The organism is Shewanella sp. ALD9 (assembly GCF_002836315.1).
In the GTDB taxonomy this organism is placed as follows: Bacteria; Pseudomonadota; Gammaproteobacteria; order Enterobacterales; family Shewanellaceae; genus Shewanella.
Genome location: NZ_PJCD01000001.1, coordinates 86,308 through 112,306, shown reverse-complemented (window position 1 = coordinate 112,306; position 25,999 = coordinate 86,308). Strand labels below are relative to the sequence as shown.

The 25,999-nt window shown below is 43.2% G+C and carries 22 protein-coding genes; 13 read left to right on the top strand and 9 right to left on the bottom strand.

Annotation, left to right across the window (positions count from 1 at the left end; translation table 11 throughout):
* Positions 1-283: 283 nt before the first annotated feature.
* Complete coding sequence (locus CXF88_RS00560; protein ID WP_101084858.1) at positions 284-1,063, top strand: acetoin reductase; 780 nt, start codon at positions 284-286, stop codon at positions 1,061-1,063.
* 222 nt (positions 1,064-1,285) lie between these two features.
* On the opposite strand, the gene CXF88_RS00555 is transcribed toward CXF88_RS00560, so the two are convergent.
* Both CXF88_RS00555 and CXF88_RS00550 read right to left on the bottom strand, forming a co-directional pair.
* On the bottom strand, positions 1,286-1,960 hold the full coding sequence (locus tag CXF88_RS00555; RefSeq protein ID WP_242445072.1) for a DUF2238 domain-containing protein: 675 nt from the start codon (positions 1,958-1,960) through the stop codon (positions 1,286-1,288).
* A 271-nt stretch (positions 1,961-2,231) separates the two neighbouring features.
* Positions 2,232-2,888: a Bax inhibitor-1 family protein gene (locus tag CXF88_RS00550; RefSeq protein ID WP_101084857.1), complete on the bottom strand. Its 657-nt coding sequence runs from the start codon at positions 2,886-2,888 to the stop codon at positions 2,232-2,234.
* 615 nt (positions 2,889-3,503) lie between these two features.
* On the opposite strand from CXF88_RS00550, the gene CXF88_RS00545 reads away from it, so the two are divergent.
* Positions 3,504-4,475, top strand: coding sequence for a GGDEF domain-containing protein (locus CXF88_RS00545; RefSeq protein ID WP_101084856.1), 972 nt, complete (start codon positions 3,504-3,506; stop codon positions 4,473-4,475).
* Between the two features lie 312 nt (positions 4,476-4,787).
* On the opposite strand, the gene acnA is transcribed toward CXF88_RS00545, so the two are convergent.
* Positions 4,788-7,514, bottom strand: coding sequence for an aconitate hydratase AcnA (gene acnA, locus CXF88_RS00540; RefSeq protein WP_101084855.1), 2,727 nt, complete (start codon positions 7,512-7,514; stop codon positions 4,788-4,790).
* A 92-nt stretch (positions 7,515-7,606) separates the two neighbouring features.
* On the opposite strand from acnA, the gene CXF88_RS00535 reads away from it, so the two are divergent.
* Complete coding sequence (locus CXF88_RS00535) at positions 7,607-8,983, top strand: lyase family protein (RefSeq protein WP_101084854.1); 1,377 nt, start codon at positions 7,607-7,609, stop codon at positions 8,981-8,983.
* Positions 8,984-9,172: 189 nt separating this feature from the next.
* Here the strand turns inward: CXF88_RS00535 and CXF88_RS00530 are convergent, their stop codons facing one another.
* Complete coding sequence (locus CXF88_RS00530) at positions 9,173-9,982, bottom strand: RecX family transcriptional regulator (RefSeq protein WP_101084853.1); 810 nt, start codon at positions 9,980-9,982, stop codon at positions 9,173-9,175.
* A 739-nt stretch (positions 9,983-10,721) separates the two neighbouring features.
* On the opposite strand from CXF88_RS00530, the gene CXF88_RS00525 reads away from it, so the two are divergent.
* From CXF88_RS00525 to CXF88_RS00480, 10 genes are all read left to right on the top strand, one after another.
* Complete coding sequence (locus tag CXF88_RS00525) at positions 10,722-11,117, top strand: hypothetical protein (RefSeq protein ID WP_101084852.1); 396 nt, start codon at positions 10,722-10,724, stop codon at positions 11,115-11,117.
* Between the two features lie 181 nt (positions 11,118-11,298).
* Positions 11,299-12,348 carry a ubiquinol oxidase subunit II gene (gene cyoA / locus CXF88_RS00520; protein WP_101084851.1) on the top strand — a complete coding sequence of 350 codons (1,050 nt, stop codon included), beginning with the start codon at positions 11,299-11,301 and terminating at the stop codon, positions 12,346-12,348.
* 2 nt (positions 12,349-12,350) lie between these two features.
* The gene (cyoB, locus tag CXF88_RS00515) at positions 12,351-14,333 is read left to right on the top strand and encodes a cytochrome o ubiquinol oxidase subunit I (RefSeq protein ID WP_101084850.1); all 1,983 of its coding nucleotides are present in this window, start codon (positions 12,351-12,353) and stop codon (positions 14,331-14,333) included.
* Positions 14,333-14,968 (top strand): cytochrome o ubiquinol oxidase subunit III, encoded by a 636-nt coding sequence (cyoC, locus tag CXF88_RS00510; RefSeq protein WP_101084849.1) that lies wholly within the window; start codon positions 14,333-14,335, stop codon positions 14,966-14,968. The genes cyoB and cyoC overlap by 1 nt, the downstream gene beginning before the upstream one ends.
* Positions 14,968-15,297: a cytochrome o ubiquinol oxidase subunit IV gene (gene cyoD, locus CXF88_RS00505; RefSeq protein ID WP_101084848.1), complete on the top strand. Its 330-nt coding sequence runs from the start codon at positions 14,968-14,970 to the stop codon at positions 15,295-15,297. Before cyoC ends, cyoD begins: the two co-directional genes overlap by 1 nt.
* A gap of 12 nt (positions 15,298-15,309) precedes the next feature.
* Positions 15,310-16,215: a heme o synthase gene (gene cyoE / locus CXF88_RS00500; RefSeq protein WP_101084847.1), complete on the top strand. Its 906-nt coding sequence runs from the start codon at positions 15,310-15,312 to the stop codon at positions 16,213-16,215.
* Positions 16,216-16,436: 221 nt separating this feature from the next.
* Positions 16,437-17,243 (top strand): hypothetical protein, encoded by an 807-nt coding sequence (locus CXF88_RS00495; protein WP_101084846.1) that lies wholly within the window; start codon positions 16,437-16,439, stop codon positions 17,241-17,243.
* A 117-nt stretch (positions 17,244-17,360) separates the two neighbouring features.
* On the top strand, positions 17,361-18,086 hold the full coding sequence (ompR, locus tag CXF88_RS00490; protein WP_101084845.1) for a two-component system response regulator OmpR: 726 nt from the start codon (positions 17,361-17,363) through the stop codon (positions 18,084-18,086).
* A 3-nt stretch (positions 18,087-18,089) separates the two neighbouring features.
* Positions 18,090-19,430: a two-component system sensor histidine kinase EnvZ gene (gene envZ, locus CXF88_RS00485; protein ID WP_101084844.1), complete on the top strand. Its 1,341-nt coding sequence runs from the start codon at positions 18,090-18,092 to the stop codon at positions 19,428-19,430.
* A 118-nt stretch (positions 19,431-19,548) separates the two neighbouring features.
* Positions 19,549-21,495, top strand: a complete 1,947-nt coding sequence (locus CXF88_RS00480) for a methyl-accepting chemotaxis protein (protein WP_101084843.1) — start codon at positions 19,549-19,551, stop codon at positions 21,493-21,495.
* Positions 21,496-21,604: 109 nt separating this feature from the next.
* Here CXF88_RS00480 and CXF88_RS00475 read toward each other — a convergent pair whose 3' ends face one another.
* The 5 genes from CXF88_RS00475 to CXF88_RS00455 all read right to left on the bottom strand — a co-directional run bounded on the left by CXF88_RS00475 (position 21,605) and on the right by CXF88_RS00455 (position 25,866).
* The gene (locus CXF88_RS00475; RefSeq protein WP_101084842.1) at positions 21,605-22,078 is read right to left on the bottom strand and encodes a peroxiredoxin; all 474 of its coding nucleotides are present in this window, start codon (positions 22,076-22,078) and stop codon (positions 21,605-21,607) included.
* 49 nt (positions 22,079-22,127) lie between these two features.
* Positions 22,128-22,625 (bottom strand): DUF2937 family protein, encoded by a 498-nt coding sequence (locus CXF88_RS00470; RefSeq protein ID WP_242445071.1) that lies wholly within the window; start codon positions 22,623-22,625, stop codon positions 22,128-22,130.
* 194 nt (positions 22,626-22,819) lie between these two features.
* Entirely contained in the window at positions 22,820-23,170 is a 351-nt protein-coding gene (locus CXF88_RS00465; protein WP_101084840.1) for a cupredoxin domain-containing protein, read from the bottom strand.
* 9 nt (positions 23,171-23,179) lie between these two features.
* A complete protein-coding gene (locus tag CXF88_RS00460) occupies positions 23,180-25,420 on the bottom strand; it encodes a heavy metal translocating P-type ATPase (protein ID WP_101084839.1) in 2,241 nt (746 codons plus the stop codon).
* Positions 25,420-25,866, bottom strand: a complete 447-nt coding sequence (locus CXF88_RS00455) for a MerR family transcriptional regulator (RefSeq protein ID WP_101084838.1) — start codon at positions 25,864-25,866, stop codon at positions 25,420-25,422. Before CXF88_RS00455 ends, CXF88_RS00460 begins: the two co-directional genes overlap by 1 nt.
* Positions 25,867-25,999 lie beyond the last annotated feature (133 nt).

The window sequence follows — 25,999 nt, the reverse complement described above, 5'->3', positions numbered from 1 at the left end:
TATTAAAGGTATTGACCGAAGGAGAACGGTTACACATCCTGATGATGTTGACCATTGATTAGTAGAGTCTTTTTAAACTAAAAGCATGATATCTAAATGCTCCTCACTAATCTTGAAAGGTCATTCTTAGAGATTAAACATGTTTAATTTTCAACCATTATGCTGACTCGAATTGATCTACATCTAATTTTATTGCTCTACGTCCTTGTAAACTGATCATTCAATCGTTATCTGGAAGGCTATAAAAAGGTCTTCCTTATCTATTATCAAAAAGGAGTCAGATATGTCATTACAAGGAAAAGTCGCGCTAGTCACTGGCGCAGCTCAGGGCATAGGACGTGCCATTGCACTTCGTTTAGCAAAAGATGGAGCAGATGTTGCCATCGTTGATCTAAACGAAGAAAAAATGCTCGCAGTATCTCTTGAGGTCGAAGCCCTAGGTCGAAAATCAACTACTTTTAAAGCTGACATTAGCGACCGGAAACAAGTTTATGCCGCTATAGACCATGTAGAAAAAGCCTTAGGTGGATTCGATATTATGGTGAATAACGCAGGTATTGCGCAAGTTCAAGCCATAGCCGATATTACTCAAGAAGAAATGGATAAAATCCAAAAGATCAACGTAGACGGAACCCTTTGGGGTATTCAAGCCGCGGCAAAGAAATTCATCGAGCGCAAGCAAAAAGGCAAAATTATCAGTGCCTCTTCCATTGCGGGCCATAACGGGTTTGCTTTACTGGGCGCATATTCGGCGACTAAATTTGCAGTGCGTGCGTTAACTCAGGCTGCAGCACAGGAATATGCTAGCGCAGGTATTACAGTCAATGCTTATTGCCCTGGTGTGGTCGGAACCGATATGTGGGTCGAGATTGATAAACGCTTTTCTGAAATTACTGGGGCCCCAATAGGTGAAACCTATAATAAATACGTGAAAGGCATTGCCCTTGGTCGTGCGCAAACGCCTGTAGATGTCGCCAACTTTGTTTCATATTTAGCGGGTCCAGACTCTGATTACATGACAGGTCAGGCGCCGCTGATCGATGGCGGTATGGTTTACCGTTAATAATAACCAAATGGTCCCGAAATGCAGGATTGTGTATTTTGATCTGTCTTGGGTATATGGTTTAAAAATTGTGGGCTCATATTGAGAGTAACAACATAGCCTGCAGTTTTTAGCTCTGTGATTAACAACCATGTGAACATAGGCTGGACTCTAATCAGTACCCATCTTAGGTGAGCATGTCTATTGCTAGTCAAGTTGCACACTAGGGCTTTAATTTCCTGCTTAATATTCTTTATTTTTTACTGTTAAACTTAATGTCCATTGTTCTCGAAAGTCTTTCTGAATACGTGAATGGATAAAAAGAGTTATCGCCATCGCTATAAAACCGCCAAGACTTGCCAGGGCCATATCTTTATGTGCATCCCAAACATCTCCCTGTGTACCTAAATACGCCATTCCTAGCTCGCCACCAAATGCCTCAGCGGCGCGCCACTCAATCAATTCATATAGCATCGATGTTGCCATAATAAGATTTAAAGGCGTTAAATAGCTCCAAAAGCCTTTCAAACCAGCAATCCGACAATACAAATCTCTAACAGGATATGCCAATAAAAGACCGTATGCCAAATGAATCAATCTATCAAAATTGTTCCTGGTCCAGCCCATATATTCATTAAGGCTAAAGTTAAAATACGACGTTAAAAATGCATCATAGGGAACATTGGAATAAGTATAATATGAACCTATTTCATGCAAGCTCATAAAGGCAAATATCAAACTATAAGAGAGTCGCGATAATGGGCATTTCTTATACGTAAAAAAAATGAACATGGCAGATAAGACAACGAGTACATTTTCAAGCGCCCAATCGGCTCGATCATAAGGCGATATAGAAATAACTAGGAATTCAATACCAAAGATGACTGACAGAATGAGAAAGTATCGTTTATGTTCCATAATATTTTTAGCCATTGTGAATTAACGGTAATCTTACAGGAGTCCAAAAGTCTGCTGTAGATGTCTTCTCATCCATAGCATGTAGAGTTCAATCACGTCTAATCACACCACAAAAGGGAGGACAACAGACGCCGACTGCGACTTACAAATTGATTATTTTAGTCCGACATCACGCATTTATAGATTAATAATGAAGATAATACGCTTTATTTTTCTACAATAACCCTATACACAACATTCTCCCTATTTACTTCACAATCACGCACTGAACTTATTTGCGCCCAAGTATTCTTAAGATACGAAGGAACAAGTTGATGATGTCCATGTACAACGCAGCTGCGCTATCAATCGCATTATCGAGTGTTTTGGGTATCTGATTAGCCCGCCCCCAGTCATACCCAATATAGCCACAGAAAATCAGCACCACTATCCAATCAAGAATCCCATGGTGGATCCCAAAAACAAATATCTCAATCAACTCCACAACAATAACAAGCAGCAGGGCGATACTGAGTGCACCAGATATTTTTTTAAAAAAAGCAGGAAACATAGACCCTAAGCACATCATGCCAATGGTCACTAAGCCAGTAATCCGAATCGCTTCAGATACAATGGAGGCATCGTAGCCACTCACCACCAAGTTAATAATTAAACCAAAGGGAATAACGACAAAATTGTAACCAATAAAACTCACCAGTGGATTACTAGATTTATTAAACAGATACATACCAAAAAAGCATGAAGCAAAGTACCCAATAAAGAAAATCCAAGGATTAACATCCGCTATCGATTGAGGACCGATATTTGTAACCATCAACCAGTTCATAGCAAAACCCCAACAAAGGGTTAAACCGATAGCAAAATTATAGGCTGTCGCACTAATGATGGGGTCAGTAGTACTGCTTCTTTTAAATACATTTACTTCCATGTTACTTCCTCGTAGCTGTTGGTAAAACGCTTTACTAATAGACCACTGACAGTAAGCTATACCAATTTACAGCGTAGCCAACTGTTTTGTGTCTTTGCTGAGTTTATTGCCAATTGAAGTTACGCCAATAACAATTCAAATTGTCGCGATTAATCCTGAATAAACGGCAATAATGTCAAACACAACCAAATCCCTTTTGTAAATTCCTTATGTAAATTCCCTTTGTAAATTGACTTCCAAGTCAGTACGTTATGTTAACTTAAAGATGGACTACAATACCTTAGCGTTTAAAATCTAAAATAAGTCAACGTTAGCGTTATTGCCAGTGAATCAACAGGACAAATTCACTGAGCTTCAGCACGAAAACTGATGTTAACAAGCGAGCATAATCGAAGCGTAAGGATAAAGATAACCCTTAATAGAGATGACAATAATGATTTTAAACGAAATGATGACTAGACAATATTTGCACGAAATATAAGCAAAACTAAATCGTGAAAGGTGTAGTATTCTAAGCCAAAGATACTGGTGATTTTTAACAAGCAAAACAGGGGTTTCAACTTGTTAATGTCTCAGTTTGAACAACATAATAATTAAACTTATTGCGAGTGCATTATGATCAATCAGCTGCAGGAAAAATATCAACTGTCACTATTGTTGCTACTCAGCGCCGTGGCTGTATTGGGGATTTCTCCTTTTGTGGTGATACGTTATCTTGCTGGTAACTTCACGGCTGCAATTATTGATATTACGCTGATATTGGGCATCATAGCGTTAGTTACTTATGCACATTATGTAAAAAAAATCCGCATCGTAAGCGCGGTGATAGCAATATTCATTAATGTCGGTGTTGTCGTTATTGTTATTGCTAACGGAATAGATAGTTTTTTGTGGATTTACCCTGTTTTCGCCAGCACTTTTGTTCTGGTAAAGCCAATTGAAGCCCTTGGTATTAATGCTGTCGCCGGCGTTGCTGTAGTAAAACTATCTAACATTTTTGCCACCATATCAGAGGACTCCTTCATTGTGACAAACTTGATGTTGTCATTGTGTGTTTTCGTTTATGCCAGCCATAGTGCCAAGCAATTTCGCTTGCTGGAAGATCTCAATACGATAGACCCACTCACAGGTGCATTTAATCGCCGCGCCATGAGCTCAGATATGAATGAGGTGTTATCCAACGCCGATAGCCACAGTATTAGGCAGTGGCTAGCCATCCTAGATTTAGATTACTTTAAGAGGGTTAATGATAAATTCGGTCATGCTGTGGGCGACCAAATACTTAAAAATTTTGTGACAATTACCACTTCGCACATTGGTAAATATGATCGGCTTTATCGCTTTGGCGGGGAGGAGTTTGTACTATTAATTCCCGAGAGCAGTAATCAACAACCAGCGTTTTTTGATAGCCTGAGAACGGCGATTAAAAAAGAATTGAAAAATCCAGATGGCGAAGAAATAACCGTGTCATTTGGTGTCGCACTCTGGGTTCCAGGTACAACGGCAGACACCTGGCTACAACGCGCAGATGAAGCACTTTATCTCGCAAAAAACAGAGGTCGTGATGATGTCGTCTTCAGTAACTAATACATAGGCACGAAAGGCTTTACCCTCACAGATTAATGTATTGAAAATTAATCTAAAAAAAATGGGAAGTAGTAACCTCTCTTGCTCGTAGTGGGCATAAATGAGTTTACAAAGCTTGCGCCACATAATCCCTAAATCAACATAATCCCTAAATCAACATAAGCAAACAACTTATCTTCCCGTCGTAGCAGCTCATTTTTCACTCAAAAAAATAGGCTCAAGTCGTTAAACTTGAACCTATTTACGGGTTATTTAAAGCAGGTCATAACCTTAGGTTAAAACCAAGCGACTGAGCGAGAAGACTTAACTAAATTACCTCGCTAAATTACGTAATACATAATGCAAGATGCCGCCATGTCGGTAATAACTAAACTCATTAGGGGTATCAATGCGGATTTTAGCTTCAAACGAATGTTGCTTACCCGCTTTGTCGGTCACTGATACATTCACGGTTTTCTGCTCGGCGCTTACCGCAGGAATACTAAATTGCTCTTCACCTGTGAGGTTTAGCGATTCTGCACTGTCATCAGGCATAAACTGCAGTGGCAAGATACCCATTCCAACCAAATTAGAACGGTGAATACGCTCATAACTTTGCGCGATAACCGCTTTTACCCCCAACAATGCAGGCCCTTTGGCCGCCCAGTCCCGCGAGCTACCGGTGCCATATTCTTTACCTGCCAGCACAATACAAGGCGTACCTTGTTGCTGATACTGCATAGCGGCATCAAATACTGTCATCGACTCACCGTTAGGCATTGAACGTGTCCAACAGCCTTCGGTTCCCGGTGCCAGCAGATTTCTTAGCCTTACATTGGCAAAGGTGCCACGCATCATTACTTCATGGTTGCCACGGCGTGAACCGTAAGAGTTAAAGTCCTTAATGGCGACTCCAGCTTGCTGTAAATAGTCTCCGGCAGGGCTGTCTGGTGCAATAGATCCCGCAGGTGAAATATGGTCGGTAGTGACCGAATCACCTAACTTAAGTAAACAACGGGCATTGTCGATAGCCATAATTTTCGGTATTTCGGCACTGATCCCGTCAAAAAATGGCGGCTGTTTAACATAGGTGGAATCGGGCCAGTTATATTTTTGGCTCTGCACCACCTCAAGCCCTTGCCAGTCTGCGTCGCCGCTGTATACATCGGCATAGCGGGAAACAAACATCTCACTTTGTACCGCGCTGGCCATGACCTGTTGGATTTCCTGATTGTCAGGCCAGATATCTTTTAAATAAACCGCATTACCATCAACATCTTCGCCAAGTGCTTCTGTGACCATATCGGCTTTCATATTACCGGCCAATGCATATGCCACCACTAATGGCGGCGATGCTAAATAATTGGCTTGAACTTCTGGATGGATGCGGCCATCAAAGTTACGGTTGCCCGATAACACCGAACACACCTTTAATCTGCCCTGTTGTATCGCTTCACTAACGGGTTGAGGTAAAGGGCCGGAATTACCAATACAAGTGGTACAACCGTAGCCAACCAACTGAAAACCTAAGGCATCTAAATCGACATTAAGACCCGATTTTATTAAATAATCTGTCACCACCTGTGAGCCTGGTGCAAAGCTGGTTTTTACCCAGGGTTTAACCTGTAAGCCTTTTTTACGCGCATTTCGGGCCAATAATCCCGCGGCGATTAACACCGATGGATTAGAGGTATTAGTACAACTGGTTATCGCCGCTATCACCACCGCGCCGGCTTCCAGCACAAAGTCTTTATCTCGATAACTGCAAGCAACACCAGTACTACCATCGGCAACGGGGACTTGCACCGATGGGCCACCCTCGCTTGCCAGCTCGTCTTTACCTTCGGCGTCGATGTGGCTAACAGGGATCTGACTATCCAACCACTGACGGAAACTGACTCCAGCTTGCTCAAGTGCAATTCTGTCCTGTGGCCTTTTGGGGCCAGCGATAGAAGGCACAATACTGCCTAAATCCAGTTGTAAGCTGGCGTGATAACAGGCTTTGTTGTCGGATGCACTGGCCCACATACCCATCTGTTTAAGATACGCCTTGATCAGCGCGATATGCTCTGGATCACGACCAGTAAGCTTTAGGTAATCTAGTGTTTGTTGGTCAATCGGGAAAATGCCACAAGTAGCACCGTATTCTGGCGCCATATTGGCAATGGTCGCCCTATCGGCCAAGGTTAATTGATCGACACCGGCACCAAAAAATTCAACAAACTTACCTACCACGCCAAATGAGCGCAGTTGTTCGGTCACGGTTAACACCAGATCGGTAGCGGTAACCCCTGGAGGCAATTTACCGATAAATTCAAATCCGACAATTTCGGGTAACAACATCGTCACGGGTTGGCCTAACATCGCGGCCTCAGCCTCAATGCCGCCGACGCCCCAACCTAATACCCCCAAACCGTTGATCATGGTGGTATGAGAATCGGTTCCGACTAAGGTGTCTGGATACAATAGGTTATCTTCATCTTCTTTGACAAAGACCACTCTCGCCAGATATTCCAGATTGATTTGGTGCACGATACCGCGCCCGGGCGGTACCACTTTAAAGTTGTCGAAGGCTTGCTGACCCCAACGCAAAAACTGATATCGTTCGCGGTTTCGTTGAATTTCAATGGCAGTATTTTTTTGCAACGCCCCTGTTTCGGCAAATACATCGACCATCACTGAGTGGTCAATAACCAGCTCCACCGGGTTCAGTGGATTAATGGCGTCGGCATTGCCGCCCAATGTCACGATTGCATCACGCATAGCGGCCAAATCGACGACTGAAGGTACACCGGTAAAATCTTGTAGAATGACTCGAGAAGGGACAAAGGCAATTTCGGTTTCAGACCAGTTATCCAGATCCCAGCGGGCCAAGATTTCAATATCCTTCGGCTGGACAAATTCCGAATTTTCATAACGCAGTAGATTTTCTAATAATATTTTTGCCGCAAAGGGTAAGCGGGATAAATCGTAGTGTTCTGCTAGTCGATCAAAGCTGTAATACCGGAAAGTTTTGTCATTACTTTCAATCTGTTTCAATAATTGCATAGAATCGTTCATTACTGATCTCCCTATAAACGTTTACTGGCACTTCCTGCTAAGCTTAGTGAACACACTAACATATCCCAATCAAAAATCGAGTCGAAAACCTTATGAGTAAGATACGTATAGAATATGACAGCATGGGGAAAGTTCAGGTGCCAGATGATGTTTATTACCAGGCGCAAACTCAACGTGCACGAGATAACTTTCAGTTTTCTGAGCGACGCTTTCCGTCGCTAGCAATACTCGCCCTACTCGACATAAAATCAGCTGCAGCACAGGCTAATAGCCAACTCGGCTTGTTAGATAACGCTATGGCCAAAGCAATTCAACAAGCGATTATCGCCAGTAAGAAGCTTGATTTTTCGCAGCACTTTCCAATTGATTTGTTCCAAACAGGCTCTGGCACCAGTTCTAATATGAATGTTAATGAGGTGATTGCCAGCCTCGCTAGCGACATTTTACAGGCAAAAGTTCACCCTAATGATCATATTAATATGGGTCAAAGCAGTAACGATGTGGTGCCCGCCTGTATTCATATTAGTACGGTTAGGCAATTAAAGGGCTTATTATATCCGGCCATTCAGGGCTTAAGTGACAGATTAACGTTTTTGGCCGATGAGTATTCAAATACAGTCAAAACTGGTCGCACCCATTTAATGGACGCCATGCCGATTACACTTGGCCAAGAACTGCAATGCTGGCAACAACAGCTAAACGGTGCTCAAGCTAGGGTACAGCAAGTAGCGCTGAGCCTGCATCATTTGCCATTGGGCGGCACTGCGGTGGGCACTGGCGTTAATTGTGACCCCAATTTTGCCAAACTTGCATGTGATGATTTACAACAGCAAGATCAGATCCCTTGGCAGGCGGCGCCAATCCCTGCGTTGTATATGAGTAGCCAAGATCACACCTTAGCCATGGCTTCGGCGCTCAAAGGGTTAGCGGTTACGTTATTGAAAATCGCCAATGATTTACGCTGGATGAACTCTGGCCCTGTTGCAGGACTACAAGAAATTAGCTTAACGGCGCTGCAACCGGGCTCATCGATAATGCCCGGTAAGGTTAACCCCGTTATCCCAGAAGCCGTAGCCATGATTGCCGCTGAAGTCATCGGCAATGAAGCAACCATCACCATCGCGGCACAATCGGGTAATTTTCAGTTGAATGTGATGCTGCCACTGATTGCCGACAAACTACTGTCCAGTATTGATTTATTAACCCATGCCTGCCAAGCAATGACCGATAAAGTGTTTGCCGAATTTAAGCCCAATGCAGAACATTTGACCCAGGCATTAGAGAAAAACCCCATTCTAGCTACCGCACTTAATTCAGTAGTGGGGTACGATATGGCCGCAAAAATTGCTAAACGAGCAGATAAAGAACATAAATCAGTATTAGCCATTGCGCTTGAAGAAACCGATTTAGACGAAGATAAACTCCAAGCGATACTCGACCCGTTGCATCTGGCAAAACCTAATGAATAGCAGCCACCAAACTGACAATAGTTGGGTGAATAACATAAATTTGAGATGTTAGATGTTAGATGTTAGATGTTAGCTGTTAGCCATCACTCAAGTCGGTAAAAGTGCAATGGTGAATGAAAAATCGTGAGCAGTGAGCCGTAAGAAGTCTGCCGATATCCGTTGTCTCAGTGATATCGGCGGTAAACGTTATTACTCGTCATCTAGCGTCATTGCCTCTTTTATTTCATCACTGCCAAATCCTTTACGGGATAAATAGGCATACGCTTTCGACTTTTCTTTATAGTCCGCTAAGTTATAGCGTTTCTTAGCCAGTTCATTTTTGCAGCTTTGATAAAAATCGACGTCTTCTGTTAGCGTTAGTTGGTACAAGGTTTCTTCAAAGTCGCTTACATCAATCAGTCGCTGCTTTAATTCCTGCAAGATAAGGGTTTTACCTTTGCCTTTATTAAACAGTTTGATTATTTCAGTGGTTAAATCGGCTTTGTCGGCTTTGAGGGCTAATTTACTGCGCAGGGTTTCACGTTGTGGATGTTGTGCTAATGCGTGATCAATTTCAGCCCGAGAGAAACCTTTTGTGGTCATCTGGGAATAGACTTTTTCTATGTTGGTACCATAGAAGTTTTCAAACCGACTCAGCAATCGCGATGTGGCTAACTCAAAAAGGTCCACTGTTTGCTCGTGCATCACTTGTTCTATCGCGGTATCAATCTCTGTAGCACTTACGCCGCGCAGCTGTAACTTACGTCTTATGGCACCAATACCGATTTCATTACTAAAGGCTAACTCGCAGTAACGTACCGCAAAGTCAAAGTCACTTTTTAAATAACCGCCCTCGATGAGTCTGGCGAGTACGGTATCAATCCATTGTTGATTGTCGGTTTTACGCTCAAGCTTGGTGCGAATTTCGTTAATGGTAAAGTCTTGCTGGCCAAGATGCCAATAAGCACTATTAAAAACGTTATCGATGGTTTTGGCTTGACGTAGTGGTGGACGCTGCATAAAAATTAATCTTACCTTAACATAATCAAAATGAGTGTAGCAGTTCAGTCAGTTATTGAGAAAGATCTAGATATTTCATTGTTTAAATGATTTAAAAACCCGCCGTTTATAGTGAATGAAATGCAGCTTTTTAAATGGATTATAGAGTTATTTATCGATGGAGACTTGTTGTACTAAAGCTGCATCATTAGTCACTTAGCAGCATTATCCGCAACGGAACATCAATGGATAGAAGATCTTTATACTCGAGTCATAAGACGATTATTGCTTGTCTATTTGACGTTGCTGAACTAGCAGTGACAGCCGCTAATAACCTTAATAGATAATCTGCTGTCCCCCAAGTATTTATTGCGATATCGATTGGTAACAATACAGAAGCCAGAAAATATTTTAGATCGAAAAAAATATGATCCTCACACCCCCTCAAGGGCGTATCTATGGATGTTAGGATTGTTGAATTAAGGCGCTTGTATCTGATGACATCCACCCATCTATATTAGGTGTATGGATCACAGATTTGTGATTTTTGAGCTATCGACAAGTAACAAAACAGTTAAACATGTAAATAAACAGTATAGATATTGTTCGAATTCAAGTTTATTTAATAATTCCGCTGTTTTACTACTCTGATTTACTTTCAATCAATAGCGCCTTCTTGTTATTCTCCTGCCAATGAAAATCGTCAGCTGGATCTATTGATTCAACTACCCACTCCTTTGAGCTCGTTTGGAATCGTTTCTTGAATCTAACTCTTTGCCAATACCTAGCTAAGCCGCTTAATCGCATCGCAAGGCTGTCTAAATTGAGTAAAGCACATTTAACGTTGTGTTTCGGGTTACTGTTGCTGCAACCCTTAGCTGATTCATTATCTATGTCGATGGGGCATGTCGTCGATATCAGTGAATTTATTGCCGTTGTTGACACTTTACTAGCTGAAGTTATGGGCGCTAGCTTTCTGGGCCTACTAATATTAAACCCATTGGTGATCGAGCAATTTTGGCGTTTATTCAATCTCAATTCTACATTTTGTAATCTTCTTGCTCTTAGCTACGCGCTAAGTGCCTTATCTGTTGTTGCCCCTAAATCCCTTGAATACACGGCACACGGTTGCCGCGCTCCTCCTCTACAAGCTTAAATATTTTAATTTAAATACATCATTCGCAAAATCTATATTGCCTTAAGACGTACGCCAAAATCACTGTTAATTGATTTGAGCGAGTCCTTTGGTGCAGTTATTTGCATTCGATGATTATTCTGCAACTGCCGATCCCCCAATTGGTAGCGTAGTAAGCTTTTAAGGTGAGAGGAATCTTCCTTTGTTAATTCGAAATTTAAGTAAACCAGCGCTAGCTGCATTAGCATTTATGCTCGCAGGCTGTGAAGGCGGCGTGCTGGATCCCAAGGGTCAAATCGGTATAGATGAGAAGCATCTCATTATTGTGGCGACATTACTGATGCTGATTGTGGTTATTCCGGTGATTTTCATGACCTTGTATTTTGCCTGGAAATACCGTGATGGCCGCGATGAAGAAATTTATGCACCTAAATGGGCGCACTCAACCGCCATTGAAATTGTGGTGTGGGTTGTACCAATTGTTATCGTGATCATTCTTGGTGTTATCACTTGGAATTCGACCCATGACTTAGACCCCTATAAACCGCTTGTTCATGATGCTAAACCGGTAAAAGTTGAAGTGGTGTCACTGGATTGGAAATGGTTATTTATTTATCCAGAATATGGTATTGCTTCGGTTAACGAATTGGCCTTCCCTGCGAACGTGCCGGTTAACTTCAAAATCACTTCAGACACGGCAATGAATTCATTTTTCATTCCGCAGTTAGGCAGTCAAATCTACTCAATGGCTGGCATGGCGACCAAGTTACACCTTATCGCAAACGAGCCTGGTACTTTTAAAGGTATTTCAGCTAACTACAGTGGCGCTGGTTTTGCGGGCATGAAGTTTAATGCCATTGCGACTGCAACAGCCGGCGATTTTGATGCGTGGGTTGCCAAGATAAAACAACAAGGGAATACCTTGGATGTTGAGCAATATGAGCAACTAGCTCAAAAGAGCGAAAATAATCCTGTTCAATATTATGGGTCAGTGCAAAAAGGCATGTTTAACCACATTGTTATGCAATACATGCACCCTGACTCGAATATGAAACCAATGGACAGTATGGAAGGCATGGAAGGTATGCATGACATGGGCAACATGAAATCAATGTCTGGTATGGAACATACCGAACATATGAAAGATATGCAGCATATGAAAGACATGGACGCTGAACAACATTCTGGACTTTCATCCTCTACACACTCAACCACAGAGCATTCTTCGACTGCTTCTGGGGAGGCGGAGTAATCATGTCATTTCTTGGAAAATTAACACTCGAGTCTATTCCGTATCATGAACCGATTATTATGGTGACCCTAGCGGCTGTCGCCATTATTGGGTTCATCATTGCGGCCTTAATTACTAAACATCAAAAATGGGGCGTGCTTTGGCACGACTGGTTAACCTCGGTTGACCACAAAAAACTCGGTATTATGTATATCGTATTAGCGATGGTAATGCTGGTCCGTGGTTTTTCTGACGCGATTATGATGCGAACTCAGCAAGCACTTGCCACTAACGGCGCTGCGGGCTATTTACCACCAGAACATTACGACCAAATCTTCACAGCCCACGGCGTGATAATGATTATCTTTATGGCAATGCCATTTATGATTGGTCTTATGAACTTGGTCGTACCATTGCAAATTGGTGCTCGCGATGTCGCATTCCCATTCTTAAACAACTTAAGTTTTTGGCTAACCACATCTGGGGCAATATTAATCAATATTTCGCTTGGATTAGGTGAGTTTGCTAAAACAGGTTGGGTAGCTTATCCGCCATTGTCTGAGCTGGCATACAGTCCGGGGGTGGGGGTTGATTATTATATCTGGGCCTTGCAGATATCCGGTATCGGGACAACCTTAACTGGGGTGAACTTTATCGCCACCGTGTTAAAAATGCGTGCACCTGGCATGAAGCTAATGCAAATGCCTATTTTCACTTGGGCCTGTACTTGGGCTAACGTGTTAATCGTTGCATCGTTCCCCATTTTAACCGCTGTTTTAGGCATGTTGACCTTAGACCGTTATTTAGATTTCCACTTCTTTACCAATGATGGTGGCGGTAACGCCATGATGTACATCAACCTGTTTTGGGCTTGGGGTCATCCTGAAGTATACATTTTGGTATTACCAGCTTTCGGTATTTTCTCTGAAGTGTTTTCAACCTTTACCTCTAAGCGCTTATTTGGTTATACCTCAATGGTGTGGGCAACCGGTGCAATTTCGGTGCTTGGTTTTATTGTGTGGTTACACCATTTCTTTACCATGGGTTCAAGCGCCAACGTTAACGCCTTCTTCGGCGTAATGACCATGGTGATTGCGGTGCCGACGGGGGTAAAACTGTTTAACTGGTTATTTACCATTTATCGCGGCCGTTTACGTTTTACCGTGCCAGTTTTGTGGTCTTTAGGCTTTATGGTGACCTTCACCATCGGCGGCATGACCGGGGTATTGTTAGCATTACCTGGCGCAGACTATGTACTGCATAACAGCTTGTTTTTAATCGCCCATTTCCATAACACCATTATTGGTGGTGCGGTATTTGGCTACATGGCGGGGTTTGCTTACTGGTTCCCTAAAGCGATGGGTTTCACACTCAATGAACGCTTAGGTAAGGCATCATTTTGGTGCTGGCAAATTGGCTTCTATGTGGCCTTTATGCCGTTGTACGTGCTTGGTTTTATGGGCATGACACGTCGTATTAACCACACAGATAACCCAGCGTGGAACTTCTGGCTTTACTTTGCTGTAGTCGGCGCATTTATCATCCTTGTGGGCATTATTTTACAGTTTGTACAATTGTATGTCAGCTTCCGTGACCGTGAGCAAAACTTAGATACCACAGGCGATCCATGGAACGGCCACACGCTTGAGTGGTCAACATCTTCACCACCACAGTTCTATAACTTTGCCCAGTTAGATCCAGTAACAGACATTGATGCGTTCACCGACATGAAAGAAAAAGGCACTGCCTACAGACGTCGTGAAACATACCAGCCTATTCATATGCCTAAAAATACTGCCAGCGGTATTGCTATGGCGGCGTGTATTACGGCGATGGGATTTGCTGCAATTTGGCATATTTGGTGGTTAGCTATTGTTGGGTTTGCGGGTACGTTTGTACTGTTCTTGATGCGTGCTTATAACAATGATGTTGACTACTACGTGCAACCTGATGAAGTCGCGCGTATTGAAAATGCACATATAGATAACGTAGCTAGGGGCCGATAATGAGTATTGCTATTAAAGCAGATTTACACGACGCTCATTCTGCTGAGCACGGTGATCAACACCACGAAGAACACCACGATACCAGTGGTAACACCTTGTTCGGTTTTTGGATTTATCTAATGACCGACTGTATTTTGTTCGCATCCGTTTTTGCCACTTATGCCGTGTTATTCATGAACACCGATGGTGGAGTGTCGGGTAAAGATATTTTCGAATTAGACTTCGTCCTTATCGAAACCGCCGCATTACTTGTCAGTAGTATTACTTATGGCTTTGCCATGATTTGTGCGAGACACCAAAAGAAAGCGGCGACTTTAGGGTGGTTATTAATCACCTTCGCTTTGGGTTGTGTGTTTATCGCCATGGAAGTTTACGAGTTCCATCACCTTATTGAACATGGCAATGGTCCAGATCGCAGCGCCTTTTTATCAGCATTTTTCGCCTTAGTCGGCATGCATGGCTTGCATGTTACCGCGGGCTTAATTTGGATGCTGATCATGATGGTCGAAGTCGTCAAGTGCGGTTTAAATAATCGCAGCATCACCCGCTTGAGTTGCTTAAGTTTGTTTTGGCATTTCTTAGACATCGTGTGGGTGTGTGTGTTTACCGTTGTTTATTTGTTAGGAGTCTTGTGATGAGCAATGCACATTCAAGTCATGCCGAGGGCGACTTTGGCGCTAGCGTTAAGTCATATTTAGTCGGCTTTGTATTATCAGTGATCTTAACCGGTATTCCATTTTGGTCGGTAATGACTCACAGCTTTGATCATGACACCACCTTATGGATTGTCGTCGCTGCGGCTATCGTGCAAATCGTGGTGCACTTGAAATACTTCCTCCATTTAGATTTTTCTAAAGAAGGCAGAATCAATACATTCTCGTTCTTATTCACGGCCTTGATTATTGTCATGGTTGTGGGTTTGTCTGTGTGGATTATCTACGCAGCCAATGAATTGATGATGTAACCGACAGCTATCATGAATAATCAAGGTCAATCTATGTCAGCACAATTAACCTCACGCTTACGAGGATATGTTCAGGTAACCAAACCAGGCATCATCATGGGCAATTTAATTTCTGTCGCAGGCGGCTTTTTACTCGCGGCTCAAGGCAATGTTGATATGACCTTGATGTTTGCCACCATGATAGGTTTATCTTTGGTGGTAGCGTCGGGTTGCGCAATCAATAACTGCATTGATCGCGACATCGACGCCAAGATGAAGCGTACTCGAAACCGAGTTACCGTTACCGGTGAAATATCAGTACAAGCGGTATTGAGCTTTGGTATTGGTTTGGGTGTTGTAGGCTTTACCATGCTGGCGATATTCACTAATAGCTTAGCGGTGTTATTTGCCGCCATTGGCTATGTGGTTTATGTCGGGGTGTACAGCCTGTACATGAAACGCAACTCGGTTTACGGCACCCTAGTAGGCAGTTTTTCGGGTGCCGTGCCACCGGTCGTTGGCTATTGTGCGGTCACCGGGCAAATGGACATGGGCGCAATTATTTTGCTGCTGATGTTTAGCCTATGGCAAATGCCCCACTCTTATGCGATTGCGATTTTTCGCTTTGACGACTACGCCGCTGCTAATATTCCGGTATTACCGGTTGCCCAAGGCATGGCTAAAGCTAAGTTGCATATCGTGTTGTACATTGCTGTTTTTGCATTGGTTAGCGCACTATTACCGCTGGCGGGTTACACAGGTATTGCCTTTATGGCCGTGACCTTTGCCACCAGTTTATGGTGGCTAGCGATGGCGTTAAAAGGTTATCGTCGCGGCATCAATTTGCAGTCTTGGGCTAGACAAGTATTTGGATTTTCCATTATTACCATTACCGCATTAAGCGTGACCATGGCATTGGACTTTCAAGTAGTAACCTAAGCGCCTTTACTTACATTGGTGCCATAAGTGACTAAGCTCAGTAAAAGGCTAAGTTCAATAAAAGGCTAAACTCAATCAAGGCTTCAAGCCCGTGGCATTATGCTGCGGGCTTTTTTATTTGATAAATCCGCATTAAAGACTAAGGTTTAAGACTGATTAAAATTACCGCATGCAATTCTATTTTTCGTTTTTAACCGCATCATCAAACATAAAGGGATCTTATGTTTACCGTGTTAACAGGCAACAAACCCGACATCCCGTCGCTTAGCTCAATAAGCCTCATTCCCTTCCTGCTGACCGGCTGTTTACTGTTGGCAAACCCACTGCAAGCTAGCGAGAAACCGACGATCCAAGAAGCAAAAAACAACGTATTTGGTGATTGGGTAATCAACACACCTGAACGTATTACCTTGTTGCAGTTAAATCATAATCGCAGCTACTTACACCTAGAACTTAACTTAAGCGCGCCACAAAATAGCGTTGCAGAATGGGGACGCTTGGATCTGCAATCAACAACTGCTAACTTTATCCCTAGCTACAGCAATAATGCCCAACAAGGATTAGCCGCATATCAATTCGAGTATCCGCAATTAAACATGACGCTGACATCACAGTCGTTACAACTCGCCTTAACCATAGATACCAATGCCGATAGCATTGCGGATGAGCAACATCAGTATGACTTCACCCCAAACCAATCGGTCTATGGTGTATGGCATCAATTGTCTACCCCAGCGCTGAGTAGCTTGGTACTGCTCGACAATGGCTATTACGCCATGGTGAACATTAACCTACACCAAGACCCACAAGCCAATGAGCACGTCACTCACTTACAATGGGGACGGTTTGAATTACACCAAAATCAGCTAACCTTTGAGCCCGTTTTTAATAGCCATCTCCAACACACATCTAACTTACCCAGTACTAGTCCCAGCATGGTTTATCAGCCTAGCAAACAGCAATTGGCATTATCGTTTAGCGTAGATACTGGTAATTTAACTGACCATTTGTTGCTATTTAAGCGATAAACAAACATTTACAGCTATTTAGTTACAATTTCTGCCACAATCAGCTATTCAAATTCAAGCGATTACACTTCATACTGAGTCATTGCTGGTATCAATTTAGCGTTAAAAGGATATGTCATGGGCCAAGAAACCTCTAAGATTCTCGTTGTCGATGACGACATGAGATTACGTTCGTTATTAGAACGTTACTTAATTGAGCAAGGCTTCCAAGTTCGCAGCGCTGCCAATGCTGAACAAATGGATAGATTACTAGAGCGCGAAAACTTTCATCTACTGGTGCTCGATCTGATGCTACCCGGTGAAGATGGTTTGTCGATTTGTCGCCGTTTACGTCAGCAAGAGAACCCTATCCCGATTGTGATGCTAACCGCTAAAGGCGATGAAGTTGATCGTATTATTGGCCTAGAACTTGGCGCTGATGACTATTTACCTAAACCGTTTAATCCACGTGAGTTATTAGCACGTATTAAAGCGGTTATGCGTCGTCAAATTGTTGAAGTACCAGGCGCACCAGCTCAGCAAGAAGAAATGATTGAGTTTGGCGAGTTTTCGCTAAATTTAGCCACTCGTGAAATGTTTCATGGCGATGAAAGTATTGCCCTGACCAGTGGTGAATTTGCCGTACTTAAAGTGCTGGTAAACCATCCTCGAGAGCCACTATCACGTGACAAATTAATGAACCTGGCCCGTGGCCGTGACTACTCTGCCCTTGAGCGTTCAATCGATGTTCAGGTGTCACGTCTACGCCGTTTAATTGAAAAAGATGCCGCTAACCCACGTTATATTCAAACGGTTTGGGGTTTAGGTTATGTATTTGTACCCGACGGCACCACGCGTAAGTAATCCATGAAACTCAAGTTAAAATGGTGGCAACGCTTCTTGCCCAGAAGCGCTTTTAGTCAAACCGTATTGTTGATTGGCAGCTTACTGTTGATCAATCAATTAGTGTCATATTGGTCTGTCGCCGTTTACTTTATCAAGCCCAGTTATGAGCAAATTAACCAACTGATTGCCCGCCAAATCAATATACTATTTGTTGATGGGGTTGATGTTGGTCGTGAACATCTCACCATGGTGGATGCCTTAAACGCCAAAGTGCGTGACGATGGCATGACCGTTTATAACCAAAAACAAGCGCAAGAAGCCGGACTCGGCCAAGCCACTTATTACAGTTTCTTGTCAGAACAAATGTCGGTTTATCTTGGCGGCGAAGCTGAAGTGCGTTTTTCGCAAGGTGAAAAGCTCGATGTGTGGATTAAACCGCCACAAGCCCCTTCTTTATGGATTAAAGTGCCGCTCACAGGTATTAATGAATCAGACCTGTCTCCACTAACATTATATTTACTGGTGATTGGCGGGCTCAGTGTCGCCGGTGGCTGGCTGTTTGCCCGCAGACAAAATCGTCCGCTTAAACGCTTACAAAAAGCGGCAGTAACCGTGTCTAAAGGCGATTTCCCTCCGACGTTACCATTGATTGGTTCAACCGAAATTGTTGAAGTTACTCATGCCTTTAACCAAATGGCCAATAGCATGAAGCAGCTTGAGCAAGACCGCGCCTTGCTAATGGCAGGGATTTCACATGATCTACGCACGCCATTGACTCGCATACGCTTAGCGTCAGAAATGATGGTAGAAGACGACCAATATTTGAAAGAAGGCATTGTCACTGATATTGAAGACATGGATGCGATTATTAATCAATTTATTGCTTATATTCGTAACGACCAAGAAGGCATACGTGAACCCGACCAAATTAATCGTTTGATCCAAGAAATCAGCCAACAAGAGTCACACCGCGAAGGCACCATTGAGTTATCTCTGGCTGACTGTCCCGAAATAGCCATCAATAGTGTGGCGATAAAACGCGTATTAAGTAACTTAGTCGAAAACGCATTCCGCTATGGTAACGGGTGGATAAAAATCAGCTCATATAATCAAGGTCAATACTTGTGCTTTAGTGTAGAAGACAATGGCCCTGGTATTAATGAAGACCAAGTTGAACAGCTCTTTCAACCCTTTACTCAAGGCGATACCGCACGTGGCAGTGTTGGTTCAGGCCTAGGACTGGCGATTATTAAACGCATTATCGACCGTCATCACGGCAAAGTTAAACTGTCTAATCGCCCTCAAGGTGGCTTAAAAGCGCAAGTGTGGCTGCCGTTAATCGACAAAAACCTCTACAACTAACAACGGCCATATTTCACCACCCACATGACTCAACTCATAGATAAAGTGAAGTCACGAAAGACTGTAACATTAGTGCCATAAAATACACATATTGGCATTTATGTGAACTCATTTACCTATGAAGATATCAACCCTATCCCTTAGTGCATCCGCCTTATTATTAGTGCTTGCGGCATTACTCGCTGCCACTGTGTTATGGAGTAACCAACAACGACAAACGAGTGAAAAATTAAACCTCGATTTACAACATATTCAACATACCTTTCAATATGATGTTCGCCGGAATATTGATAGCTACTTACAAACAGGGCAAAGCAATTATCTCGAACAAGCCCGTAGTGATATAACCCGCATAACCGTCAATATTACCCAGTTACATTCTGCTCACCCACAGCTTGATAGTGCTTCACTGACCACCTTAATGACTCAATTAATTGGCGACTTAGACACTAAATACCGTGCAGCAGGAAAACTGGCCGGTAACCCACGCCAACTACTGGCTTTTGCTGAATCAGAAATGCTCGATTACAGCGGTAGTTTACATCGCTATGCCAAATCAGCTCCAAATGACTCAAATACCGCGCAGCAATATCTTGCGCTTAGCCTTAAGTTACCCAGCTTAGTTTATCAATTATCACAGCAGACTCAGGCCTTATTGATTGATCAAGATACCGGAGTCAGTAATAGTCTTAATTTTTCAATTAATGCCCTCAACACATGGCATGACGATTTGGAGAAGCTATCTTTGCTGGGTATTTATCGCACCGAAGAAGTGGATGAATTCGCCTTAGGTGATGACGAACCGGAACGTATTGAAACCGGTGAAACCCCACGGGCAGAATTACTCAGTTTGACCCAACGCTATAGCAAAGAAGTGAGTAATACCAAGCAAATGCTCAGCGATAATCAACAGGTACAAGCAGCGCTAATAAACGCCACCAGCCAAGTGGAACAACAACTGGTGACACTAGCCGATACGCAAGCCGTAACCGATGAACAACTTAAAATCCGTTTACAGTGGCTGCTATACACCATGGTGACATTGATAGCATTGTTTTCTATTGGTTATTTAGTATTACAACAACGTCGAGTCGTTAGCCCACTTAAACGTTTAAATCATGCTTTTTCAATGTTAAGCGAATCGAATCAACGTGAACCATTACCCGTGACCAGCCAATGTGAAACAGGCCAAATTGCGGCACACTTTAATCGCCTTTTACAGCGATTTGAACAAGATGACGAACAACAAAAAAGTAATATGGCACAGGTGTCTAACTCATTGAGTGAGCTAGTCGCCAAAATTGGTTTCTTATCAACTAGCACGCAACAAACGCAACATGTGGTACAACAAACGCAATCACAAACCGCTGATTTAATTACTCTTGCAAATGAAGTAAACCGGTCGTCTAGTTTAGTAACTGCCAGTGCAGAACAAACCATGCATGATATGCAAGCAAGCCAAAAAGAAGCCCAAGCGGTGTTAGATGCGACCGATCATACGTTAACCAAGGTCAATCAATGTAACCACTCACTAACCCAACTCAGTACATCAGTTAACGACGCGGCTAAAATTGTAGATGTTATTAGTAATATCGCCGACCAAACCAACTTATTGGCCTTAAATGCCGCCATTGAAGCCGCTCGTGCAGGTGAGCAAGGTCGTGGTTTTGCGGTGGTAGCCGATGAAGTGCGCAGTTTATCGCAACGGACTCAACAATCATTAAAAGACATAATGGCTATTTTCGAGCAACTAACCCGCTCTAACACAGCACTTAGCCACAGCGTAAACGACATCAGCGAAGCATCTGCACAGCAGAAAGGTCGAGCCCAGAGTTTGTTAGATGTTGCGTTGCAAGTACAACAGCAAGCTCAAGAGATGGCGAGCAGTGCGAGCCAAGGGAGTGAACATGCTAAGCAACAGGTGGGGCATCTTGATGAATTTGTCATCGCGATGGATAGCCTAATGCTGCATGCTAAAGATGCGTTTGAACAAAGTGAAACGATAGCGCTTGAGGTCAGTAACAGTGTCGATAATATTGAACAACACTTAGGCATCCGCGGATAATCAATACTGACAAATTTGCGGTATCGCTGTTTTAATCATAAAAATGGGCGCCATATTGGCGCCCATTTTACTGTACTGTTAAGTCTCTATTACTGAGACATAATATAGATTACAGTGCAGCCATTACTGCTTCAGCAGTGCTGACTTCAAATGACTTACCTTCCTCAACATTCAGTAAAGTCACCACGCCATTGTCGATCACCATCGCATAACGCTGTGAACGAACGCCACCAAAACCGGCGGTATCCATTTCTAAGCCTAACGCTTTTGCGAAGCTTGCATCACCGTCGGCTAGCATCATTAATTCAGAAGCATTTTGGGCTTCGCCCCATGCTTTCATTACGAATGCATCATTAACTGCAACACAAGCAATAAGGTCAACACCTTTAGCTTTAAACTCGTCTGCAAGTACAACAAAACCTGGCAAATGAGCTTCTGAACAGGTTGGTGTAAATGCACCTGGTACAGCAAACAATACCACTTTTTTACCGGCGAAAAGCTCAGTAACATCGTGATTAACCATGCCGTCTTTTGTCAGTTGGCTTAAGGTAGCTTTTGGTAAAGATTGTCCTGTAGCGATCATAATATTTCCTTGATTATTAGAGGCTATTAACCCTTGTTAAACAGAAAGGTTACCTTGGGGAAAATACCCTACGACAACCCAAATACAAAATAGATAATACTGATTCACACAATATCGAGATCAATAACCCTAGCAGCAACCCAATGGCAATCGCCTCTGGTTTCAATAAAATCACATGGCTATAAGCCTGCCAGACCTCAGCTTGAATGTCTTTTTGTGGGGCTAATGCTATTTGCTGATAAGGACTATAACTGTGTTGATGAAAACGACTCAACGCTTCGGTGAGTGATGTATAACGTTGGTATATTGACTCAATACTTTCACCACCGGCACTAAACACCGGATCGTTATTTTGTTGATAGTGAAGGATAAGTTTACTGATGTCTCCAGCAAAAAAACGGTCTGCATCACGTTGAAATTCTGCCAAACTGAGTTTAGCTTCAAGCTGATGAGCTTCGAGTCGTTGGCCGTATTGTTCGACAAAAGCAGGGACTTGAATACCAATCAAGACACCACAAATAAACAACACTAAGCGAAAGTAATCCATTAAACGTCGTATCATGATGTCATCGAAAAATCAGTTGTAAATGAATCCTCAGAATATCACCAATTACGCAAGTAAGCATCTTGAATAAACAGATGTTAACTTACGTAATTGTGTGGCTTTTTTGAAAGTTTATGTGCCCAGCGACAAGCATCAAGGTGAGAGTGATACCTGCTTAGCATGGCTACTATCTAGGTTTACTCAACCAGTAATACCCCTTTATACATCTGCATTTGGCAATGAAACGGATACTCACCTTTGGCTAATGCTGGCAGCGAAATTACCACAGAGTTATCCAGTGGTAGCTCTTCGCTAATGTCTAAGTCTGGAAATAACAAACTGGCCGAACACCCTGCTTTGTCTTGGCGTAAAAAGGTTAATTGCGTCGCGGTATTGGCCGGCACAGTTATCCTTGCTGGGGAGTAAACCCCGTCTTTAACCACAATAGCGTTACTTGCTTGATGAGTGGTCGCTTTGGGTTTATACAACCAAAACCACCAAACGATAATGGCAATTAATGCCACACAAAATAAATTAATTAATAGCATCATTCACTCCTAGTGTTGTTGAGGGCTAAAAAAGCGCAAACGATTGGCGTTGCTCACCACTGTTAATGATGAAAATGCCATCGCAGCACCAGCAACCACAGGGTTAAGTAATACGCCAAACACCGGAAATAACACCCCAGCAGCAAGCGGTATACCCGCCATATTGTAAATAAACGCGCCGACTAGGTTTTGTCTAATATTGCCTAAAGTCGCCTTACTCACCGCGATGGCATCTGCCAAACCGTGTAGCGATCCTCGCATTAGCGTTATGTCGGCACTTTCAATCGCGACGTCGGTTCCGGTGCCAATAGCAAAGCCGACATTGGCTAGCGCCAACGCAGGTGCATCATTAATGCCATCACCAGTCATGCCAACCACCTCACCTAATGCTTGTAATTCGGCCACTTTATTGGCTTTATCTTGCGGTAATACGTCGGCAAAAAAGTCATCGACACCCACTTTGGCAGCCACAGCTGCGGCTGTCGCGTGGTTATCTCCGGTAAGCATAATGACCTTAATGCCACTGCTTTTAAGCCTTGCGATGGCGGCAACAGAGTCTGCTTTAATCGGGTCAGCCACGGCAATCACTGCTGCGAGTTCACCGTCGATAGCAAAATACATTGGCGTTTTGGCGTCTGCTGCCAACGCTTGTGCTTGCTGTTGATAATCGCTTAAGACTATGCCTTTTTCGCGCATTAATTTTTCATTACCAAATAATAACTGAGTCGATTGATACTGAGCTTGGACACCAAATCCTGCAATAGCAGTAAAATTTTCAACATTGAATAAGGTTAATCCCTTATCCGCTGCGGCTTGAACAACGGCCTGTGCAAGTGGATGCTCGGAATGTTGCTCAATACTTGCCGCCAGTTGCAATACTTGTTCTTGTTCGCGACCATTGACCACGATGATATCGGTGATTTTTGGCGCGCCTTCGGTAATCGTGCCGGTTTTATCTAAAATCATGGTGGTAATAGTCGATGCCGTTTGCAGAGCTTCACCATTACGAATAAGCACGCCAGATTCAGCGGCTTTACCTACACCCACCATCACCGACATGGGTGTTGCTAACCCTAACGCACACGGACAAGCGATGATTAAAATTGTCATCGCCGACACTATGGCGTATCCCACAGAGGGTTCAGGCCCAAAATTAAGCCATACCATGGCGCTGATAATGGCAATAATCATCATTGCAGGAACAAAATAGCTCGAAATAACATCTGCCATTCGACCAATTGGCGGTTTGGAGTTCTGCGCCCGTTTAACCATAGTAATAATGTGCGCCAAAGCGGTATCTTTACCGACTCGTGTGGCGGTAAAAGTAAGTGATCCCAGTTTGTTTAATGTACCTGCGACCACATCATCATTAACACTTTTTTCAACCGGAATAGGTTCACCCGTCAACATCGATTCATCAATAAAACTACTCCCCTCAACGACCACACCATCTACGGGAATTTTTTCACCTGGTCGAACACTGACTTTATCGTTTAATTGCACCAAGGCAATATCGATATCGACCGCTTTACCATTGCGGATCACTCTAGCCGTTTTAGCTTGTAAACCAATTAAGCGCTTAATCGCTGCCGAGGTTTTACCGCGCGCCTTGACCTCTAACGCGAGTCCAAGATTGATTAAACCAATGATCATCGCGGTTGCTTCAAAATAGACATGGCGCGCCATTTCTGGCAATAAATCTGGTGCAAATACCACCACCATAGAGTAAACCCACGCAGTGCCTGTTCCGAGCGCAATTAAGGTGTCCATATTGGCACTATGATGAGTAAATGATTTCCATGCGCCAGTATAAAAATGCTTGCCGGAGAAGAACATTATCCCTAAGGTCAGTATACCAATTGCTCCCCAAACCAGCTGTTGTATTGGGTTAGTAACGGTCATGTCACCAATAAACAAACCATAAATCATCAGTGGGATACCCACTGCCAATGCGACAATAGTGTGTTTTATTAGGCTTTTATAATATATTGCATCTGCCTGTTCTTTCTCATCAATAGCATCTGCACCACCTTGATCGTTAATCAAAATAGCGTGATAACCGGCTTTTTCAACGGCCTCAAGCAAACTAGCGACTTCAACCTCTCCGGTGACCATCACACTGCGATCAGCAAAGTTCATTTCAGCCTGCTCTACTTGCGCGACTGTTTTAAGGGCTTTCTCAATTTTGCCAACACAGCTGGCACAACCTGCACCCTCTATCAATAATTGTGTTGTTGTTTGGGTATTCATCACAAAGACTCCTTATCACTAACCTGACAAGGGGTTTCATGGTTTGGATCAAATCCCTCAATCAAGTGACAAATCATGGCACCTGTAGGCGCCAATGCTGGCAGATTTTCCCACTCACTTACGGCTTGAGTCAGCTTATTACGTAGCTTTAACGTTTCATTAAACAGTATTTCAGTTTCGGCCAACTTTTGGCTAATAAGCTGCTTCACCATGGTACAAGCGCTTTCACCGTGATCAGTTTTGGAAAAAATCACTTTAATTTCATCCACCGAAAAACCTAAGTTTCTGGCACTCATAATAAATCGCATCCGCGACACTTCTTTGTCACGATAGTATTTATAACCATTGCTAGGCGATTTTGTTGGTGCGAGCAGGCCGATTCGGGTGTAAAAACGAATTGTGTCTGTGGTAACACCCAATAACGTTGCGAGTTCACTGACTTGCATAATCACTCCTTGGGGTAACGACTGTATTAAATAATAAGATCTACATAAATAAATCTATTGAGTATATGCAACGACTGTAAACCTATGTCTTACACCTATGTCAAGTGGCCAATAACCCTGAAAATAAAAAACG

Bases quoted from the DNA above. Each gene is read 5' to 3' on its own strand.
- cyoD (WP_101084848.1), top strand. From the start codon at position 14,968: ATGAGCAATGCACATTCAAGTCATGCCGAGGGCGACTTTGGCGCTAGC.
- CXF88_RS00460 (WP_101084839.1), bottom strand. From the start codon at position 25,420: ATGAATACCCAAACAACAACACAATTATTGATAGAGGGTGCAGGTTGT.
- CXF88_RS00495 (WP_101084846.1), top strand. From the start codon at position 16,437: ATGTTTACCGTGTTAACAGGCAACAAACCCGACATCCCGTCGCTTAGC.
- CXF88_RS00545 (WP_101084856.1), top strand. From the start codon at position 3,504: ATGATCAATCAGCTGCAGGAAAAATATCAACTGTCACTATTGTTGCTA.
- CXF88_RS00470 (WP_242445071.1), bottom strand. From the start codon at position 22,625: ATGGATTACTTTCGCTTAGTGTTGTTTATTTGTGGTGTCTTGATTGGT.
- acnA (WP_101084855.1), bottom strand. From the start codon at position 7,514: ATGAACGATTCTATGCAATTATTGAAACAGATTGAAAGTAATGACAAA.
- CXF88_RS00475 (WP_101084842.1), bottom strand. From the start codon at position 22,078: ATGATCGCTACAGGACAATCTTTACCAAAAGCTACCTTAAGCCAACTG.
- CXF88_RS00480 (WP_101084843.1), top strand. From the start codon at position 19,549: ATGAAGATATCAACCCTATCCCTTAGTGCATCCGCCTTATTATTAGTG.
- CXF88_RS00530 (WP_101084853.1), bottom strand. From the start codon at position 9,982: ATGCAGCGTCCACCACTACGTCAAGCCAAAACCATCGATAACGTTTTT.
- CXF88_RS00455 (WP_101084838.1), bottom strand. From the start codon at position 25,866: ATGCAAGTCAGTGAACTCGCAACGTTATTGGGTGTTACCACAGACACA.
- ompR (WP_101084845.1), top strand. From the start codon at position 17,361: ATGGGCCAAGAAACCTCTAAGATTCTCGTTGTCGATGACGACATGAGA.
- cyoB (WP_101084850.1), top strand. From the start codon at position 12,351: ATGTCATTTCTTGGAAAATTAACACTCGAGTCTATTCCGTATCATGAA.
- CXF88_RS00535 (WP_101084854.1), top strand. From the start codon at position 7,607: ATGAGTAAGATACGTATAGAATATGACAGCATGGGGAAAGTTCAGGTG.
- CXF88_RS00465 (WP_101084840.1), bottom strand. From the start codon at position 23,170: ATGCTATTAATTAATTTATTTTGTGTGGCATTAATTGCCATTATCGTT.
- CXF88_RS00560 (WP_101084858.1), top strand. From the start codon at position 284: ATGTCATTACAAGGAAAAGTCGCGCTAGTCACTGGCGCAGCTCAGGGC.
- CXF88_RS00555 (WP_242445072.1), bottom strand. From the start codon at position 1,960: ATGGAACATAAACGATACTTTCTCATTCTGTCAGTCATCTTTGGTATT.
- cyoC (WP_101084849.1), top strand. From the start codon at position 14,333: ATGAGTATTGCTATTAAAGCAGATTTACACGACGCTCATTCTGCTGAG.
- CXF88_RS00550 (WP_101084857.1), bottom strand. From the start codon at position 2,888: ATGGAAGTAAATGTATTTAAAAGAAGCAGTACTACTGACCCCATCATT.
- cyoE (WP_101084847.1), top strand. From the start codon at position 15,310: ATGAATAATCAAGGTCAATCTATGTCAGCACAATTAACCTCACGCTTA.
- envZ (WP_101084844.1), top strand. From the start codon at position 18,090: ATGAAACTCAAGTTAAAATGGTGGCAACGCTTCTTGCCCAGAAGCGCT.